This is a genomic window from Neomesorhizobium albiziae (genome assembly GCF_900114255.1).
Taxonomy (GTDB): Bacteria; Pseudomonadota; Alphaproteobacteria; order Rhizobiales; family Rhizobiaceae; genus Neomesorhizobium; species Neomesorhizobium albiziae.
In genome coordinates, this window is the sequence record NZ_FOSL01000007.1 from 19,061 (window position 1) to 37,185 (window position 18,125).

At 62.7% G+C, this 18,125-nt stretch carries 19 protein-coding genes; 6 read left to right on the forward strand and 13 right to left on the reverse strand.

Features of this window, described 5'->3' with window-relative positions:
- Nucleotides 1-178 precede the first annotated feature (178 nt).
- The 5 genes from F3H98_RS13290 to F3H98_RS13310 all read left to right on the forward strand — a co-directional run bounded on the left by F3H98_RS13290 (nucleotide 179) and on the right by F3H98_RS13310 (nucleotide 5,443).
- Nucleotides 179-1,306 carry a sugar ABC transporter substrate-binding protein gene (locus F3H98_RS13290; protein ID WP_149760636.1) on the forward strand — a complete coding sequence of 376 codons (1,128 nt, stop codon included), beginning with the start codon at nucleotides 179-181 and terminating at the stop codon, nucleotides 1,304-1,306.
- A gap of 73 nt (nucleotides 1,307-1,379) precedes the next feature.
- A complete protein-coding gene (locus tag F3H98_RS13295) occupies nucleotides 1,380-2,918 on the forward strand; it encodes a sugar ABC transporter ATP-binding protein (RefSeq protein ID WP_149760637.1) in 1,539 nt (512 codons plus the stop codon).
- Nucleotides 2,915-3,895 (forward strand): ABC transporter permease, encoded by a 981-nt coding sequence (locus tag F3H98_RS13300; RefSeq protein ID WP_149760638.1) that lies wholly within the window; start codon nucleotides 2,915-2,917, stop codon nucleotides 3,893-3,895. The genes F3H98_RS13295 and F3H98_RS13300 overlap by 4 nt, the downstream gene beginning before the upstream one ends.
- A gap of 11 nt (nucleotides 3,896-3,906) precedes the next feature.
- Nucleotides 3,907-4,878 (forward strand): ABC transporter permease, encoded by a 972-nt coding sequence (locus F3H98_RS13305; RefSeq protein ID WP_425294845.1) that lies wholly within the window; start codon nucleotides 3,907-3,909, stop codon nucleotides 4,876-4,878.
- A gap of 28 nt (nucleotides 4,879-4,906) precedes the next feature.
- Nucleotides 4,907-5,443 (forward strand): gluconokinase, encoded by a 537-nt coding sequence (locus F3H98_RS13310; RefSeq protein ID WP_244621715.1) that lies wholly within the window; start codon nucleotides 4,907-4,909, stop codon nucleotides 5,441-5,443.
- A 51-nt stretch (nucleotides 5,444-5,494) separates the two neighbouring features.
- Here F3H98_RS13310 and F3H98_RS13315 read toward each other — a convergent pair whose 3' ends face one another.
- The 13 genes from F3H98_RS13315 to rpsU form a co-directional block, all read right to left on the reverse strand.
- Entirely contained in the window at nucleotides 5,495-6,670 is a 1,176-nt protein-coding gene (locus F3H98_RS13315) for an adenylate/guanylate cyclase domain-containing protein (protein WP_149760640.1), read from the reverse strand.
- A gap of 151 nt (nucleotides 6,671-6,821) precedes the next feature.
- Nucleotides 6,822-7,637: an IclR family transcriptional regulator gene (locus F3H98_RS13320; RefSeq protein ID WP_149760641.1), complete on the reverse strand. Its 816-nt coding sequence runs from the start codon at nucleotides 7,635-7,637 to the stop codon at nucleotides 6,822-6,824.
- 57 nt (nucleotides 7,638-7,694) lie between these two features.
- On the reverse strand, nucleotides 7,695-8,894 hold the full coding sequence (locus F3H98_RS13325; RefSeq protein WP_149760642.1) for an aminotransferase class V-fold PLP-dependent enzyme: 1,200 nt from the start codon (nucleotides 8,892-8,894) through the stop codon (nucleotides 7,695-7,697).
- 35 nt (nucleotides 8,895-8,929) lie between these two features.
- A complete protein-coding gene (locus tag F3H98_RS13330) occupies nucleotides 8,930-9,421 on the reverse strand; it encodes a RidA family protein (protein ID WP_188130427.1) in 492 nt (163 codons plus the stop codon).
- A gap of 14 nt (nucleotides 9,422-9,435) precedes the next feature.
- Entirely contained in the window at nucleotides 9,436-10,431 is a 996-nt protein-coding gene (locus F3H98_RS13335; protein WP_149760643.1) for an ABC transporter ATP-binding protein, read from the reverse strand.
- On the reverse strand, nucleotides 10,428-11,435 hold the full coding sequence (locus tag F3H98_RS13340; RefSeq protein WP_210249682.1) for an ABC transporter ATP-binding protein: 1,008 nt from the start codon (nucleotides 11,433-11,435) through the stop codon (nucleotides 10,428-10,430). Before F3H98_RS13340 ends, F3H98_RS13335 begins: the two co-directional genes overlap by 4 nt.
- A gap of 8 nt (nucleotides 11,436-11,443) precedes the next feature.
- On the reverse strand, nucleotides 11,444-12,667 hold the full coding sequence (locus tag F3H98_RS13345; RefSeq protein ID WP_149760645.1) for an amidohydrolase/deacetylase family metallohydrolase: 1,224 nt from the start codon (nucleotides 12,665-12,667) through the stop codon (nucleotides 11,444-11,446).
- 5 nt (nucleotides 12,668-12,672) lie between these two features.
- Nucleotides 12,673-13,536: an ABC transporter permease gene (locus F3H98_RS13350; RefSeq protein ID WP_149760646.1), complete on the reverse strand. Its 864-nt coding sequence runs from the start codon at nucleotides 13,534-13,536 to the stop codon at nucleotides 12,673-12,675.
- Nucleotides 13,536-14,477, reverse strand: coding sequence for an ABC transporter permease (locus tag F3H98_RS13355; protein WP_149760647.1), 942 nt, complete (start codon nucleotides 14,475-14,477; stop codon nucleotides 13,536-13,538). Before F3H98_RS13355 ends, F3H98_RS13350 begins: the two co-directional genes overlap by 1 nt.
- Nucleotides 14,478-14,624: 147 nt before the next feature.
- Nucleotides 14,625-16,163 (reverse strand): ABC transporter substrate-binding protein, encoded by a 1,539-nt coding sequence (locus tag F3H98_RS13360; protein WP_149760648.1) that lies wholly within the window; start codon nucleotides 16,161-16,163, stop codon nucleotides 14,625-14,627.
- 243 nt (nucleotides 16,164-16,406) lie between these two features.
- Nucleotides 16,407-16,625, reverse strand: coding sequence for a hypothetical protein (locus F3H98_RS13365; RefSeq protein WP_149760649.1), 219 nt, complete (start codon nucleotides 16,623-16,625; stop codon nucleotides 16,407-16,409).
- Nucleotides 16,626-16,674: 49 nt separating this feature from the next.
- A complete protein-coding gene (locus F3H98_RS31075; RefSeq protein ID WP_188130420.1) occupies nucleotides 16,675-16,848 on the reverse strand; it encodes a hypothetical protein in 174 nt (57 codons plus the stop codon).
- A gap of 137 nt (nucleotides 16,849-16,985) precedes the next feature.
- The gene (gene rpsU, locus F3H98_RS13370) at nucleotides 16,986-17,243 is read right to left on the reverse strand and encodes a 30S ribosomal protein S21 (RefSeq protein WP_149760817.1); all 258 of its coding nucleotides are present in this window, start codon (nucleotides 17,241-17,243) and stop codon (nucleotides 16,986-16,988) included.
- Nucleotides 17,244-17,622: 379 nt separating this feature from the next.
- On the opposite strand from rpsU, the gene F3H98_RS13375 reads away from it, so the two are divergent.
- Nucleotides 17,623-18,054 (forward strand): YciI family protein, encoded by a 432-nt coding sequence (locus F3H98_RS13375; RefSeq protein WP_149760650.1) that lies wholly within the window; start codon nucleotides 17,623-17,625, stop codon nucleotides 18,052-18,054.
- The last annotated feature ends 71 nt before the right edge of the window (nucleotides 18,055-18,125 follow it).

Below are 18,125 nucleotides of genomic sequence, written 5' to 3' on the forward strand. Positions count from 1 at the left end.
ACGTGCGCGCACTTGTTAAGTGCATATTATATGATAATTTCGACCGTATAGTTGTGGGAGGTGGCGCGGCTGCGTTTCCAGACGAAGCGGCACGTTCGTCAAGCCCAGCAATACCAACGAAATTCGAACTGCGAGGAACAGAAAAGAGCACTCAAAACTGCAACCGGGAGGAAGATCAATGATCATGTCGCGTATCGGCGGCTTTGTTGCCGTCTCTGCATTCCTGCTGTTGAGCTCTACTGCCATGGCCGACCCTGAGATTGTCAGCGGTCCCGCTGCCGAGCCCGAATGTTTTGCGCCGTGGGCGGCCGACACCAAGTTCTACAAATATCCGAAGAAGGAAGGCCCGTACCGGATCGCGCTGGCCAACGGCTACATCGCCAACACCTGGCGTATCCAGATGATCCAGTCAGCGAAAGCCTACGCCGCGCAGCCGGAGGTTGCGGCAAAGCTCAAGGAATTCAAGGTCGTTTCGACGGGTGAGGACGTGCCGGCGCAGATCTCAGCAGTCGATAATTTCATCGATTCCGGCTACGACGCGATTGTCGTCAACGCGCAGAACGCGGCAGCGCTCATTCCGGCGCTGAAGCGAGCGAAGGCGGCGGGTGTCGTTGTCGTTGCCTTTGATGGCACCGTCGACGAATCTGAGGACCTGATCAACGTCAACGTCGACCAGAAGGGCCTGGGGATATTGTGGGCCAACTGGCTGATCAAGCACCTGCCGGAAGGCGGCAAAATTCTTGAGATTCGCGGCGTCGCCGGCCATCCTGTTGACGGCATCCGCCACGAAGGCATCCACGAGACCTTCGCCGCTTCCGGCAAGAAATGGGACGTCGTCGAGGTGGTTGGCAAATGGGACGACGCGGTTGCGCAGAAGGTGACCGCCGACGCCATCGTCGCCAGCGGGCCGTTCGACGGCATCACCGGTCAGGGCGGTGACACCGGCATCGTTCAGGCAATGATCGACACCAAGCACAAATTCGTGCCGTTTGGCGGTGAAACCGAGAATGGGTTCCGAAAATTCTGCGCGAAGTACAGCAGCGAGGGGCTGAAATGTTCGTCGGCGGGATCTGGCCCGGCACAGGTTGCGGTCGCAATCAAGACTGCCATTGCAGCGCTCGAAGGCAATGTCGTGCCGCAAGCCGTGAAGTTGCCGCTGGCCATCGTGGAAGATCCCAACTTCAAGGATGGGACGGATTTCTTCGCCGACCAGTCAGATAATTTCTTTGTCGGCAACTCGTTTCCAACCTGCGGCATCGACATCTCGGCGATCGAGATTCTCGGGCAGACCAAGGAAAACCAGTAACGACCGGCTTGGACCGGCGCGGCGTCGCGGATCAGTTCGCGACGCCGTCATCGACACTGCCTCGGAGGGGCGGATGGAAGAGGCGATTCCGCTGTTCCAGATGACGGGTGTGTCGAAGCGCTATGGCGGAGTGCGTGCGCTGGAGGCGGCGGACCTGGCCGTCGAGCCCGGGCAGATCCAGGCCATCCTCGGCGAGAACGGCGCCGGCAAGTCGACGCTCATCAAGATCATGTCCGGTGTGGTTGCACCGGATGCAGGGCAATTGATGATGCACGGCCAACCCGTGAGCTTCGCTTCGCCGGCTGCGGCCAACAAGGCGGGCATCGCCTGCATCTTCCAGGAACTGTCGCTTATTCCGGATCTGAGCGTCGCTGACAACATCGTCATCTCCGATCCGCCAAAGCGTTTCGGCATGATAGACCGCAAGGCGCAAAGGCGCGTCGCGGAGGAGGCACTCCGCCGCGCCGGGGCCGAGGACATTCATCCTGCGGCTCTGGTTGCCGACCTGCCTCTGTCGCGCCGACAGATGGTCGAGATAGCCAAGGCTCTGGCGCGAAATCCGCGCATTCTGATCCTCGACGAAGCTACCTCTGCCCTAACGGCCGCCGACGTGACCAAGGTCTTCTCCGTGCTGAAGCGGCTGCGCGCGGATGGGATGGCGCTGCTGTTCATCTCCCATCGCATGAACGAGATCGCCGAGCTCGCGGATGTCTGCACGGTCTTCCGCAACGGCCGCAATGTCGCGACCTATGCGGCGGGCACCAGAACCGACAACGACGTGGTGGAAATGATGATCGGCCGCGAATACAGCCACGTCTTTCCGGCCAAGCCCTTACGCGGGGAAGCCGCCCTCCCGCCGGTGCTTGAGTGCCGGCAGCTCAGCTGGACGAACCGGCTGCGCGACATCTCCCTTTCGGTCGGAGCGGGCGAGGTGGTCGGCCTCGGCGGGCTGGACGGTCAAGGTCAGCGCGAACTGCTTCTTGCGCTGTTCGGTGTGCTGCGCGGCTGCACGGGCAAGGTCCTGATCGACGGGAAGGCGGTGTCGATTAGCAGCCCGGTGACGGCACGTTCGCACGCGGTCGGCATGGCGCTTATCCCTGAAGATCGCAAGACCGAAGGGCTCCTGCTGCCGATGTCGGTCCGCGAAAACCTGTCGTTCTCGTCGCTCGACCGTCTATCCCGGTGGGGTATCATCGACAGGGCCGCCGAGCAGATCGCCAACGATGAAATGCTGCAGCTGTTGGAGATCAAGACCGCCGGTCTCGATATCCCGGCTGGCGCGCTTTCAGGCGGCAACCAGCAGAAGGTCGTGATCGCCAAATGGCTGATGCGCAATCCGCGCATCATTCTGCTCAACGATCCGACACGCGGCATCGATGTCGGCACCAAACAGGAGCTTTACCGGCTGCTGCGCCGCCTCGCTGATCGAGGCGCCTCGATCCTGTTCTATTCGACGGACTATGACGAGCTGATCGGCTGCTGCGACCGCGTCCTGGTCTTCTATGATGGCGCCATCCGGCGCGAACTTGCCGGGGAAGAGATGACTGAGCATGCGCTGGTGGCGAGTGCGCTGAACATTCCAGGTGGAAAAGCAACGGAGGTGCGGGTGTGAGGGATTGGCGCTACTGGCTGGCGGAGCAGCGCGGCACGCTGATTGCCGTCGCGATCTTCATCGCGATGTTCATCATCTACATCTCCAATCATCAGGCCGGGCTGACCGCCAATGTCGTCAACACCGCCGCAAACAAGGGCACGTTGCTTGCCCTCGTCGCCATGGCGCAGGCGCTTGTCGTTATCACAGCCGGTATCGACCTGTCGGTAGGCACGATCTTTGTCCTCACCAACTGCGTTGCCTCCTATGTTATCACCGGCAATCCGTTCGAGACCGCGGCCGGCGTCGCCCTCGTGCTGCTGGTCGGCCTTCTCTGCGGCGCCATCAACGGGGCCATCGTCATCTACGGTCGCCTGCAGCCGATCGTGGCGACGATCGGTTCCGGCGCGGTCTTCTTCGGCGTCGCACTGATGCTGCGGCCGCTGCCCGGCGGTACGGTGAACGAGACGTTGGCCGATGCAATGACGGGCCGAATATTTGGCTTCATGCCGGCAAGCCTCCTCATGCTGGCTGCCATCGTCGCAGTGATCTGGGTGCCGTTTCGGCGTTCGGTGATAGGGCGCGCGGCGTACGCGGCTGGTTCTTCGGAGGCGGCAGCCTATATGTCGGGCGTGCCGATCCGCCGCGGCAAGTTCGCCGCCTATGTGCTGGCCGGGCTGCTGGCTGGCATTGGCGGCCTGTTTCTCACCTTCTTCACCTATTCCGGCCAGGCATCGACATCGAGTGCCAGCACCTACACCTTGTTCTCGATCGCCGCCGTGGTGCTGGGCGGCGTGTCGCTCTACGGCGGCAAGGGTAGCGCTGTCGGCGCAATCTTTGGCGCCTTCGCCTTCCGCACCATCGGCGACCTCATGTTCGTCTTCGATCTTGACGCGCTGTGGCAGCCGCTCTTCCAGGGTGTCATCCTTCTCCTCGCCGTCAGCTTCGGCGCCATCGGCCTCCTGCAGGTGCGCAACCGATTGGAGTGGTTCCGGTGAGCGATACGGCCATGGAGCGCATCACCGGAAGGATGCCGAGGTTCTTGCGGCGCGCCGATCCAGCGGTGGCGACGGCCTTCGCCTGCATCGTCTTGCTGCTGCTGATCGGAAGCCTCTATTCGAGCAGCTTCCTGTCGCTCGACTATCTTCTGTTGCAGCTCAAGGTGGCGTCGTTTTTGGGCATCATCGCCACTGGCATGATGCTTGTAATCCTGCTCGGTCAGATCGACCTCTCGGTGCCCTGGGTAATCGGGATGGGGGCGATGATGGCGTGCGCGGCCGCTGCCTATGGACCGCTGGGGACCGCGCTGGCGGTCCCGTTCGGCGTGCTTTGCGGCCTCGCGCTGGGATTGATCAACGGCGTCGGCGTCGCCTATCTGCGCATCCCCTCGATGATCGTGACGCTGGCAACCAACGCCGTCGCGCAAGGCCTGATGATCGTCTACACCGGCGGCTTCGCGCCGCGCGACACCGCCACCGATGCCATGCGCTGGCTGGCGACCGGAGCGCTCATCCCTGGCGTGCCCAATGCGGTTCTTGTCTGGGCGCTGGTCGGCGGCGCGATGGTTTTCGTGCTGACGCGGACGGGCTTCGGCAGGGCCGTGTATGGCATCGGCAACAGCGAACGCGCCGCCTATCTGTCCGGCATGTCGACGCGTCGGGTGACGATGATCGCCTTCGCGGTTTCCGGGGCGCTGGCGGCTTTTGGTGGGGTCCTGCTCGCCGGCTATGCATCCAAAGCGGCGCAGGCGATGGGTGACGCCTATCTGCTGCCGGCGATCGCCGCTGTGGTGTTGGGCGGAACTTCGATCCTCGGTGGCCGCGGCTCCTATCTTGGCACCGTGGCGGGCGTCATACTGATCACCCTGTTGCAATCCATCCTGTCGGTGATGCAGCTGCCGGAAGCCGGCCGCCAGATCATCTACGGCGCGGTCATCATCGCGATGCTGCTTCTCTATGGCCGCGCTCCCGCAAGCCGGTGACATTGCCGTGAATGGAAAGTTCTCGAAAATGCAGATAGGCAAGAAGCCAACGCCGGCGGTCGTCGTCATGGGTGTCGCCGGAAGTGGCAAGTCGGTGGTCGGCCGGGCATTGGCGAAGGCGCTGGATGCGCGTTTTGTCGAGGGCGACATCCTGCATCCGCCCGAAAACGTCGCCCGCATGGCAAGCGGCCTGCCACTGACGGACGCCGACCGCGAAGGATGGCTGGATACGATTGGCAAGGAAATCGCGCATGCCGCTGCGGGCGGCGAGGCCGTCGTGGCTGCATGCTCGGCGCTCAAGCGCGCCTATCGCGACCGGCTGCGGCGTCATCAGGTTATGCCACTCGCGTTCATTTATCTGCGGATCGACCCGACGACAGCTCGGTTGCGGGTCGCTGGCCGCAAAGATCATTTCATGCCGGCCAGCCTGGTGGAAAGCCAGTTTGCCGACCTTGAACGGCCAGCCGACGGCGAAGGCGCGCTGGCGCTCGACGCATCGCTTCCCATTGCCGAACTTGTCGGGGCCTCGCTGCAGTTCCTGCTGGCAGGCGAGCCCTTGAGATAGGCGCTAGCCGGCTTGCTCCGAAACGATGGGAAGCCACCATAATTCTGAAGATCAGGCGAGCGTGAACAATTCGCGCTCGTCGGAAAGGCCGCGCAAGGCATGATGGCCAAGGCTGTGCACCCTGTGTCCGCTCGCCTCGGCGAAATCCTTCGAGAAGATAAGAGATGTACCGAGCGTGCCGCATAATGCTTCCATCCGGCTGGCCTCGTTGACGGCCGGGCCGATGACCGTGAAGTCGAGCCGACTGCCGGAGCCGATGTTGCCGTAGAAGACCTCGCCAAGGTGAAGTCCGATATCGAGATCGAGCCTCGGCTCCCCTGCATGGCTGTCATTCACCTGCGCGTTGCGCGACAGGGCCTCGGTCGCGGCGGCGACTGCAGAGGCGCAGGCGTCGGCGGGCGACCCTCCAGCTTCGATCTGGAAAACGGCAAGCAGCCCATCGCCCATGAACTTCAGCACCTCGCCGCCGCGCGCCACCACCGGCTCGGCCATTGCATCGAAATGCTCGTCGAGCCGGCTGATCAGGCGCTCGGCGGGCATCGTATCGGCAAGGCTGGTGAAGCCGCGAAGGTCGGCGAACATCAGGGCGGCGTAGATCGTCTGGCCGACACCGCGGCGGATTTCGCCGCTCAGCACACGCCGGCCGGCGGAGAGGCCGATGTAGGTGTCGAGCATGTCGGCGGCGAGATCGAGCAAAGCGATGCGATAGGCGGCAACGGCAATCAGTGGACTAATGCGTTCGAGCAGTCCGATTTCTTCGTCGATGAAGCCGCCGGGGCGATCCGTGGCGAACGACGCCACGAGGCCTTGAAGGCTTGGCGCGTCGGCATTCTGGAACGAGAAGAGGCAGGCAACGTAATCAGTAGCGCCGTCCCGCTTGAGAGATGCGAGGATATCCAACCCTCCGTCGCCGTCAGGCTTTTCCAGCTGCCAGCGGCGATGCTCCTGGCCCTCGCGCAACATCAGGCCGAATGGGCTTGCGTCGAAATCCACCGGGCTCTGCTCGTGGCCGATCGTCTCCAGCACCGCGCCGTTTCCCGGCCGCCAGGTGCAGTTTACGACACGAAAGAGCGGATTGACCGTCGGCAGGGCCACATAGCTGCGACAGAGACGCATGCCCCTGTCGGCAAGTTTTTGGGAAACCTCCCCCAGCAGCGCCGCAAGACTGGTGCCTTGCATGCCCTGCTTCACGATCCATTGCGTAAGTTCGATCTCTGACAGAGCCATGCGCCTTCCATCGCTGAATCAGTGGGTCTTTTTCGAGAAGTCCAACATAGTCACGATTTTACATCGGACAATGCGAACCTCGGAAAGGGGCGGCAGGAGGAGGACGTTCGAAGCAAACAGGTGAGGTATTTCAAGCGCCGGACGCGACCGTCTAGCTACGGCCCCGCCAGCCGAGGCGCGCTTCGATGCGCTTGGCGCTGGTCTTCACCAACGCGATCAGGTCGGGATCTTTCTGCTTTAGCTTGATGTCGGGTACGACGATCGAGATCGTCGCGCGGCAGGCGCCTTGGCTGTCGCAGATCGGCGCGGCAATGCATGCCACCGAGAAATCGGACTCGCCGGCCTGGATCGACAGGCCCTGCTCGAGGGCCGCCGCCGCCGTCGCCGCCAGCACATCCTTGTCGGTTTCGGCGCGCCCGGTCGGCGACACGGTCGCCGAGCGCGCAAATATCTCGCGGCGCTCGGCTTCCGGCAGATGGCCAATCAGCATGCGACCGGATGCCGTCCAGTTGAGCGGGCTGCGCGTTCCGACGCGGGAAGTGACCTGGAAATGGTCCTTGCCCTCTTCCATGGCCAACACAACCATCTGGTCGCCGTCGCGGCCGCAGATCTGGATCGTCTCGCCCGAACTCTCGCCAAGTTCATGCATTTCCTGCACGGCGACATTGAGCAGGTCGAGCGTACGGGCATAGGTCAAGCCGTAGTGATAGAGGCGCGGTCCGAGCCACAGCAGGCCGCCATCCTGGCGATCGAGCAGCTCTTTTTCGACGAGATCGTCTACGATCACGTAGATGGTCGACAGCGGCGCTCCGATATCGCGCGCGATTTCGTAAGCAGTCGCCGGCCGCTCGGCCTTCTGCAGATAGTCGAGTATCTGCAGTGCGCGGTCGATGCCGCTGGTGCGCGAACGTCGCGGCTCGGGGCCAGTGGCGGGGCTATCGTCAAGCTTTGCAACGGTTGTCGGCATGGGAACCCAGGATTCGTGTCGAAAGCATTGTAAGATGTCCGTGCCCCGGCGAACAGGTTAATCCGGCCATTTGAGGATGGCCGCCTCGCGCGCCAAAAGCCTTTCCTCGAACGGCGTTGCGATGATCTCATTGGAGCCGCGCGCGCGGTCCAGCTCCTCGGCAAGGCGCGCCGCCACGACAAACTCTTCGTCGGGATGTAAATTGCATGGGTCGAGATAGAAATAGCCGTGTTCGACTTCATGATCGCGCACGATCACCGGTCGGTCGCCGGCAGCCATCCGGTCGGCCAGATCCCAGGCCGTGATGCGCGCTTCGTTAGGGTTGACCGAAATTATCAGCCGGTCGAGCGGATTGTTTGTCGGGTCGGGCACGATCCGGGCGGTAATGCCCGCCCTGCCGTCCAGTGCCTCGACCCAGCAATCTAGCGCCTTTCGTTCGCGGGCACGGATGCCATCATGGTCACGCGTCTTCCAGGCCTGAAGTGCGGCAAGTGCACCAACAATGCCTTCCTTGCCGACCTTCATGCCGCGGCCGATACCGCGGTTCTGAAGATAGACGTTGCGCACCATCTCCTTCGGTCCGGCGACGATGCCCGAGGTCGGACCGCCGAGGAATTTGTGGCCGGAGTAGAGCACCAGGTCGGCACCGTCGGCGAGAAAGCCCGCCAGATCATATTCGGATGCCGCATCGACGATGACAGGGATACCGCGCTCATGAGCAACGGTGGCAAACACTTTCAGTGGGATCTGCGCATAGTCCACCACGTGATGGGAGACGACATAGAGGGCGGCCGCCGTACGCTCGTTAATGGCGCCGCGCAGCTGGTATGCCGCCGCACCCGTTGCCTGGCCGACCGGCACGACTTTTGCGCCAGCAAGCCGGATCGCCTGTTCGACCGGCGCGCCATAGCTCACCATGTGACCGGACTGGATCAGCACTTCATTCTTGAGGCCGGTGGTGTCCGGCAGCCGCTCGATTGCCGCGAGATCCCGCCCGGTCATGGCGGCTGCGACCGCCAGGCTTATAGCGGCCGAGCAAGAAGCGGTGATGAAGCCGGCCTCGGCGCCGGTCAACTCCGCGATCACGGTACTGGCGCGGCGATGCAGGTCACCGAGCTCGACGAATTCGGTGAGGATCGCCGAAACGGCCTCGACCGCTTGCGGCACAACGATCGAGGCGCCGAGCGAGGTCATGGTGCCGGAAACGTTGATCACCGGCCGCAATCCCAAACGGCTGCGGATATCGTCTTTCGGCATGGTGTTGCTTTCCCGAATGTTCATCTCAAGAGCCCTCAGTCAATCGCCACGATGGCTTCGATTTCAACGGTGATCTGCCCGGGCAAGGAGCCATGCCCGACCGCCGATCTCGCGTGAACGCCTCTTTCGCCGAAAATGTCGATGAAAAGATCGGAACAGCCGTTGATGACTGACGGATGATCGCTGAAATCGGACGCCGCATTGACCATGCCGAGCAGCTTTACGACACGTCGCACGCGGCCGAGATCGCCGAGAGCGGCGTGCATGACGGCGATCAGATTGATACCGGTCAGCCGCGCATGGCCATAGGCTGTCTCGACATCGACGTCGGCGCCGACCTTGCCTGTGTGCAGGCTCCCGTCATTCTCGGTCGGACCCTGGCCGGAGAGAAACAGAAGCTTGCCCTCCTGCACATGGGTGACAAAGTTGGCGATCGGCGGTGGCGCTTCGGGAAGCATTATGCCAAGCGCCTTCAGCCGGTCGTAGGGCGTGTTTTCCGGACGCATCAAAGCCTCGGAAAAAGTCATCATGCGTACTCCAGTCAGGCAATCGGTTCGTTGTGGCGGATACAAGCCACGTGGTGTCCGCCACCGACATGCTCGACCGGCGGGATGATTTCGGCGCAGGCGGCCACTGCCTCGGGGCAGCGGGTGCGGAAGACGCAACCCGACGGCGGGTTGATCGGGCTCGGAATGTCGCCTTGCAACGGGACATGCGTGCGCCGGCGCGTCGGATCGGGCACTGGCGCGGTGGCAAGCAGCGCCTTTGTATAGGGGTGGCGCGGCGCGGCATAGACCTGCTTGCTCGGACCGCGTTCCATGACGCGGCCGAGATACATCACCACCACCTCGTCGCAGAGATATTCGACCACCGAAAGGTCGTGTGCGATGAACAGCAAGGTCAGGCCTAGCTTCTTCTGCAATTCACCAAGCAGGTTGAGCACCTGCGCCTGCACCGATACGTCGAGCGCTGAGACCGGCTCGTCGGCAACGACAAACTCCGGTTCCACCGCGAGCGCACGGGCAATGCCGATGCGCTGGCGCTGGCCACCGGAGAATTCATGCGGATAACGGGTGGCATGGTCCGGGGACAGGCCGACCAGGGTCAGCAGTTCGGCGATGCGATCCTTGCGCGCCTTGCCGCGCGGAAATCCGCGTGCGTCCAGCGCCTCACCGAGGATCGCGGCAATGCGCATGCGCGGGTTCAGGCTGGAGAACGGGTCCTGGAAGACGATCTGCAAGCGCTGGCGATAGCTGCGCATTTCGCGCGGTGACAGCGCGAACAGATCGACCCCGTCGAAGATTGCCTTGCCGCCGGTGGGTTCCACTAGCCGCAGCACGGAGCGGCCAGCGGTCGTCTTGCCGGAACCGGATTCGCCCACCAGGCCGACAGTCGAACCGCGCCGGACATCGAAGCTGACGTCCTCCACGGCATGGACGATACGGCCGTTGCGGGCCGGGAAGTGCTTGGTCAGCCCTTGCACGCTGAGCAGCGGTTCCTGGTCGCGGATAGCGGGCGTCAAAACCTCAGCGCTCATAGCTCGGCGCTCCTGATGCAACGTGAGAAGCCGGCGCGGCCGGCTGCAACCAGCGCCGGTGGTGCGGCGCGGCAGGCCTCCAGTGCAAATTCGCAACGCGGCTCGAAGGCGCAGCCCGGCGGAAGTGCCGTTATGGGCGGCACACTGCCGGGGATCGAATAAAGCGCATGGCGCGCGCCGGTCGCATCGATGTCGCGCGCTGCGTTCGGCGTGCAGGCAAGCAGGCCCCTGGTGTAGGGGTGCCGCTGGTGGGCGAAGATATCGTTCACCGGCGCCTGTTCGACGACGCGGCCGCCATACATGACGACGACGTCATGGGCGATCTCGGCCACCACGCCGAGATTGTGGGTGATGAACAGGATCGACATGCCGAACTCTGCCTGCAAGCGGCGCAGAAGGTCGAGTATCTGCGCCTGGATGGTGACGTCCAGCGCCGTTGTCGGCTCGTCGGCGATCAAGAGCGAAGGGCTGCACGCCAGCGCCATGGCGATCATCACGCGCTGGCGCATGCCGCCCGACATCTGGTGCGGATAATCGTCGAGCCGCGAGGCCGCATCCGGTATCTCGACATGCTTCAGCATGGCGAGCGCCCGGCTGCGCGCTTCCTGCCGGTTGACGGGCTCATGCAGCGCGATCATCTCGCCGATCTGGTCGCCAACCGTGTAGAGCGGGTTGAGGCTGGTCATCGGCTCCTGGAAGATCATGGCGATCTCGCGGCCGCGGATCTTGCGGAAATCCTTCGGCGCGAAGGCAGCGAGGTCATGCACCTGTTCCTTGCGGTCACGGAACAGGATCTTTCCACCCGCTATCGCGCCCGGCTTCGACAGCAGCCCCATGATCGACAGGCTAGTTACCGATTTGCCGGAACCGGATTCGCCGACCACGGCCAGCGTCTGGCCCCGCTTCAGGTCGAAAGTCACGCCGTCGACCGCCTTGGCGGTGACGCGCTTGGTCACGAACCAGGTTTTCAGATCCTGTACGGACAGGATGGTGTCGGGCGCGATCTCTCCGGTCATGACTTCCATCCGCAATGAGGGCAGGCATGCGGCTCGTCGCCACCCCGCGCCGGCGGAACATAACGGTGTGCGACGATGGGTTCGGCGCCGAGGATGGCGTGGCGTGGTTCGAACATGCGGTGCAAGGTGCTTGTCGCACCTTGAGAGTCTTTCACGGTCACGTCGGCATCGACGACATCGAACAGGGTGAATTCAGCTGGCTTGCCCGTTTCCAGGAGCCCATCTGCAGCCAGTCCGATGGCGCGGCGCGGCGCAGTCGTCGAGGCGGTCACCACGTCTTCCATCTTCATGCCGAGCGACAGGAGCTTCGACATCGTCGTGGCCATGTCCCACACCGCACCGTCGAGCGAGCGGTTGTGCAGGTCGGTCGAGATGGTCTTGGGCGGCAGACCGCGCTCAAGCGCCGCCTTGGCGACATCGAACGAGAACGAGGCGCCGCCGTGGCCGACATCGAGCACGATGCCGCGCGCGGCCGCCTGTTCGGCCAGCCGGTAGAGGTCTTCGTCCTCGAGGATCGAGCCGCCGGCCTTGCCGTTGAAGCAATGGGTGACGATGTCGCCTTCCGTCAGCAGGCCGAGCACGTCATCATAGAGCGGCGGTGGTTCGCCGACATGCACCATGATCGGCAGCTTGAGAATACGGCTGAGCTTCTTGCCGAGTTTGACCGGCGTCAGGTCCCAGCCGCCGGTGATGACATGGCTTGCGCGCACTTTCAGCCCGACGATGACGTCGCGGTTGGCTTCCACCGTGGCGATGGTGCGGTCAATGTCGATCGAGCGCATGTCGATCAGCTCCGACACCCTGTTGCAGGCAACCAGCCCGATCGAGCCGAGATTGAGGAAGGCATAGATGTTTTCCCTGGCCGGCTCGATGATGAACTCGCGCAGGCCGTGGAAATTGGCTTCGCCGGCCGAGCCGGCATCGACCATGGTGGTGACGCCGTGTGCGGCACCGCACTGCGTGGGTTTCAGCGAAATGTCGGTGCCGCCATACCAGACATGCACGTGAATGTCTGTCCACCCTGGCGACATCCAGGCGCCCTTTGCGTCGAGCGTGCGCGCTTCGTCGCCGGCGACGATCGCTCCGCCGACCTCGGCGATGCGCCCGTCCGTACCGATCAGGATGTCGATGGGCTGGTCGAACGCCTTGTCGAAGCCGATGGGCCTCGCGCCCTTGATGAGCAGTGGCCGTGCGGCCTTGGGGAAACGATTGCCGATCATGTCGTTCAGATGTCCTTTGCCAGGCGCGGGTCGAGGAGGTCGCGCAACCCGTCGCCGACCAATTGCAGCGACAGAACGGTGATGACGATGGCACCGCCGGGATACATCATGATCCACGGCGCCTGATCCATATATTGGCGGCCAACGCTGATCATGGTGCCCCAGGTTGGAATATCGGGCGAAATGCCGACGCCAAGGAAGGAGAGGCCGGCCTCAGCCAGGATGGCGTTGGCGAAGATGAAGGTGCCCTGCACGAGAAGCGGCGAGGTGACGTTGCGCAGCACGTGGCGCACGAGGATGACCGGCGTCGGCACGCCGAGCGCGCGTGCGGCCTCCACGTAGGGCAGTTCGCGGATAACCAGGGTCGAAGCACGCACGACGCGCGCCAGGCGCGGTGCGTAGACGATGCCGAGCGCGATGACGACGTTGGTTGCCGATGCGCCGAGGGCGGCGACCAGCGCGATCGCGAGAAGGATGTCCGGGAATGCCATCATGGCGTCGATAAGGCGCGAGACCGGCGCATCCGCCTTGCGGAAAAAGCCGGATGTCAGGCCAAGAACGATGCCGATGATCGAGGCCAGGACGACAACCGCGAAACCTACCGACAGCGATACCTGCGCCGCATACAGCATGCGGGTAAAGACGTCGCGGCCGAGATCGTCGGTACCGAACAGGAACTGCATACTTGGCGCATGCAGGCGGTTGGCGATGGACAGTTTCGTCGGCGAATAAGGTGCGATCAACGGCGCCAGGATGGCCGCGAGCGCGACGATGGCGAGGATGACGAGGCCGATCAGCGAGGTGCGCCGGGTGACGAGGCGCGACAGCAGGCCAGGCTCTGCTTGCATGGGGGTGGAGATCGCGGCCATCAGTAGCGCACCCTTGGATCGACCAGCAGATAGAGCATGTCGATGCCGAAATTGACCAGAACGTAGAGGCCGGCGATGACCAGCAACGCGCCCTGGATGATGGGGTAATCGCGGCGCAGCACGGCGGACACGACCAGATTGCCGACGCCCGGCAGGCCGAACACCGTTTCGGTCACCACTGCACCGGAAATCAGCAGTGCCGCGGTCAGCCCGAGTACGGTGAGGATCGGGATCAAGGCGTTCTTGAAGGCATGCTTCAGCACCACGCGCCACTCGCTCATGCCTTTCGAACGGGCGGTGCGGACATAGTCGTCGTTTAGGACATCCAGCATCGAGGCGCGGGTGAAGCGGGTGATCAGCGCGGAGCTTACGAGGCCGAGCGCCAGTGCCGGCAGCACAAGGTGGTTGAGGCGGTTGCCGAGCGAAGCGCCCGGTCCACCGTAGCCGGACGTATCGAACCAGCCGAGCTTCACGGCGAAAAACTGCATCAGCAGAAGGCCGAGCCAGAAGCTCGGAACGCTCGCCGCGAACATGGCGACGGTGGTCGCCACCTGGTCGAAGATCGAGCCGCGCCAATATGCCGAGAGGATGCCCACCGGAAGTGCGATGATGGTGGCGATCAGCAGCGAGAAGATGGTCAGGAAGAAGGTCGGTTCCGCGCGCTGGGCAAGTGCTTGGGTTACCGGCTGGTTGAGGAAGATCGACTGGCCGAAATCGCCCTGTACCACGCCGAAGACGTAGCGCCCGAACTGTTCGAGGATGGAGCCGTCGAGACCGAGCTTGGTGCGCAACGCGGCGATGTCTGCCGCGGAGGCTTCCGGGCCAAGCATGACCGCGGCGGGATCGCCAGGTGTAACGCGCACGATGACAAACACGATCGTGACGACAATCGCCATGACGACGAGCATGCCGAACAGCCTGTTGATGATCGAACGCAACATTGTCTTTTCACGTCCCGGCTTCAATTACATTTGCGGCGGCAAGCGCGGCGCGCTTCCTCTCCCCCGTCGAGCGGGAGAGAGGTGGCTGTAAAAACGGCCGGAGAGGGGTCGACATCACAGCCAGCGCTTGACGGTTCTGGATGTCCGTCAATTGCTCTCGATGTAGGCGTTCCAGAAGTAGGGCCACGGAGCCGGCGTCACGCCCTTCAGGTTAGGCGCCTGGGCGGCGAGTGCGTTGAAGTTGCCCACCTTGAACGCGGGAACCTCGTCGTAGACGGCCTGCTGGACAGCCGCCCACAAGGCGACTCGCTTTGCCGGATCGGATTCCGCGTTGAAGGCGCCCAGAACCTCATGCTTCTTGTCGGAAACCCACCAGCCCGGCGAGGTGTCCGACATGATGCCGGTCAGCGACGGTTCGGGCAGGAACGGGCTGTGGGTGATGTAGATGTCCCACAACCCCGCGTCGGTGCGGTTCTTGGTCAGCGTCGCCCATTCGACGACATCCATCTGCACCTGGAAGCCGGCAGCCTTCAAATATTCGGCTGCCACCTGCGCCATCTTGTAGTGGAACTCGTATTGACGGCTGGTGAGGATGCGCAGCGGCTTGGAGCCGTCATAACCCGCTTCCTTGAGCAGGGCAGCGGCGGCTTCGGTGTCGCCGTCCGGCTTGTACGGTTCGGTGCCGGCTTCGGTGTGCCACTTGTAGCCTTCTGGATACATGGCGCCGTCGACCGCAAAAAAATCTTCCGAACCGAAGGCCGCAAGCAGCATGTCGTTTGGCGCAAGCGCCGCCTGGATTGCCTTGCGGATCTTGATATCGGAATTTAGCCCTTCCTTGGTGTTGAGCACGAATACCGGCCAGCCGAACGGCTTTAGCAGTACAGGCGCGGTCTTGCCGCCGGAAATTTTCTCGAAGGATTCCACCGGCAGCGAGTCGACATAAGCGAACTGGCCGGAGACCGCACCTTCGACGCGCGTGTTCGGATCGGGCACCGGCACAAAGCGGATCTCGTCGAGATATTGCTTGCGGGCGCCGCCATAACCGTTCGATTCACCGTCGCGCGACTTGTAGCCGTCGAAGCGCGCGAGCTGAATGAACTGGTCGGGCTTGCGCTCCTTCAGCAGATAGGGACCCGTGCCGACGAATTTCGTCATGGGGTCTTCATTGGCGTTCTCGGACGGGATGATGATCGCCGCGGCATTGTTCAGTGACAGCAGCGAAAGCAGCGGTGCGAATGGCTTGTTGAGCGTGATCTTGACAGTGTTGTCGTCGGTCGCTTCTACGGCGGTTATTGTTTCCGCAGCCTGCTTGCCGCGTGTGGCTACCTTCATCCAGCGCTGCAGCGAAGCGACGACGTCGGCGGAGTTCATGTCCGAACCGTCGTGGAACTTGATGCCGGTGCGCAGCGGGATTGTGTAGGTCATGCCGTCGGCCGAAATCTGTGGCATTTCGGCTGCCAGCAATGGCGTGACGCCCCAGTCCTTATCGAAGGTATAGAGTGTTTCGTAAATGTGCTGGGTGACGATGCCGACCAGATCGGCCGTCGATGCCATTGGGTCGAGCGTCGGCGGTTCGCCGATGGTAGCGACGTCGATTACCCCGCCTTTGGACTGCCCCCAAGCAGCGCCTGTCGCCGGCAGCAATATTGCAGCCAGCGAAACGGCGATTTTCGTCATATGTTTCATATTTGGCTTCCTTCCCATTGTTACATTACTATGTAATCTATGTCTTAGTTATGGATCACTATCTCACCCGCCTCACGTTTCGTCAAGCGCCATTGCCGATGCCTTCAGCCGCGCTTGGAATTGCGCGCTGAAGAGACGAGCCCGCTGTGATCGGGCGCTGGAAGGAAAATTAGAGAATTGCCTGAGTGCAGGCGCGGTTGCACCCGCGATGCTGCGCCTATGGCTCAGTCCAGGAGAGAGGGGCTACCCCATCGTGCGCGCCAGCACGATATCGGCGCTGCGGTCGCTGTTGAGAATGAGTGCATCGGCCCGGCAGCGTACGCTGAACAGCCAGGGGAGCTGCCAGGGGGCAGCGCGCCAAGCGTCATGGAGCTCGGCGCTTGCCGGGCGGGCGAGGAACATGTCGCGGTCGCGGCTTTCCAGCCGGAACTCGGCCGCGCTCAACGGTGCCCACAACTGCATGAGCACGTCGTTCGGAGGCGTTAGACTTCGAACGATCGATTGTCCTCGACTACAGGAGGCGGTTGTCGTCGGTCTTCAAGGTTTTGCGGCGAGGCTTGCCAGCGCCGGCAGTTTTCTTGGGCTGAGCGAGCGTAGCATTCGTTTCGGCAGGCGCCGATTGCCTGGCCGTCGACTCGACCGGAGCCGCTTCGGCATCGGCCGGCTTCTTCTTGAAGATGATCATTGTTTTGTCCCGTGGAATGAGACCGTCCGCCGGGAAACCGGCGGACGTGGTGACATATGCAATGGTTTGCGCGCCGGGGTCTTCGTCCCCGCGACACATCTGGATGAGATCAGTGCGGCGAATTCAGCCAGCCGCGTTTAGAACTTGGCGGCGCTCGGCCGGACGGGAAGCGCTTTTTTCTTAGGTGCGGGCAACAGACCTTCACGCTGGGCCTGCTTACGGGCGGCCTTGCGGGTGCGGCGCACAGCTTCGGCCTTTTCGCGCACGCGCTTTTCCGAAGGCTTCTCATAGGAGCGCCGCGCCTTCATTTCACGGAAGACGCCTTCGCGCTGCATCTTCTTCTTCAATACCCTCATGGCTTGTTCGACATTGTTGTCGCGTACGAGAACCTGCAATTTTTTTCCTGACTTTGCGTGCGCCGTGTCGCAAGGCGAGAACGGGGCAGACGGTAAGGGTGCGCCGGGCTGGCGGACCGAAGAGAACCGCATTGTAAACAGGTTCGTCGACGAATGCACCCCGCCGACGAAGTTATTTCCCTCAACTCGACTGGGCGCCTTGCGGAGTAGCGGTCGAGGCGCGGCTTTGCTCGAGACAACTGGTTGGGAAGGCGATTGCCGGCTTCCTGTCGCCCGGCCTTGATGCCGGCTTTCCGCCGGTCCTAAAAGAAAATCAAAAAAATCGGGATGGCGTGTCGATTTTATCGAACGCCGTTCGACGTGACAGTAGAGCAAGGGTGAAACCGGCTCCGAAACAAAACCCCGAAGGAGATCGAGCATGCGTTTTATGGTGATTGTGAAGGCCACGGAGGACAGCGAAGCCGGCATCATGCCCAGCGAGGAACTGTTGACGGCGATGATGAAGTACAACGAAGAGCTGGTGAAGGCAGGTATTATGCTGGCCGGCGATGGCCTGCACCCAAGCTCGAAGGGCGCGCGCGTTCACTTCTCGGGAGACAAGCGGACCGTGATTGACGGGCCGTTCGCGGAGACGAAGGAACTGATCGCTGGCTACTGGATCTGGCAGGTCCGTTCGCTGGACGAGGCCATCGAATGGGTCAAGCGTTGCCCGAATCCTATGCTCGGCGAATCCGAGATCGAAATTCGTCAGCTCTTCGACATCGAAGATTTCGGTGACGCAGCCACTCCGGAAATCCGCGAGCAGGAAAAGCGCCTGCGCTCCGAAACGGAAAGGTTGGCGGGCAAGTAACGCCACCGGATCGGAGACTTCCGGGCCTGTCCGGAAGTCTCGTACCTCCGGCCACAGAACCGCTGCAGATC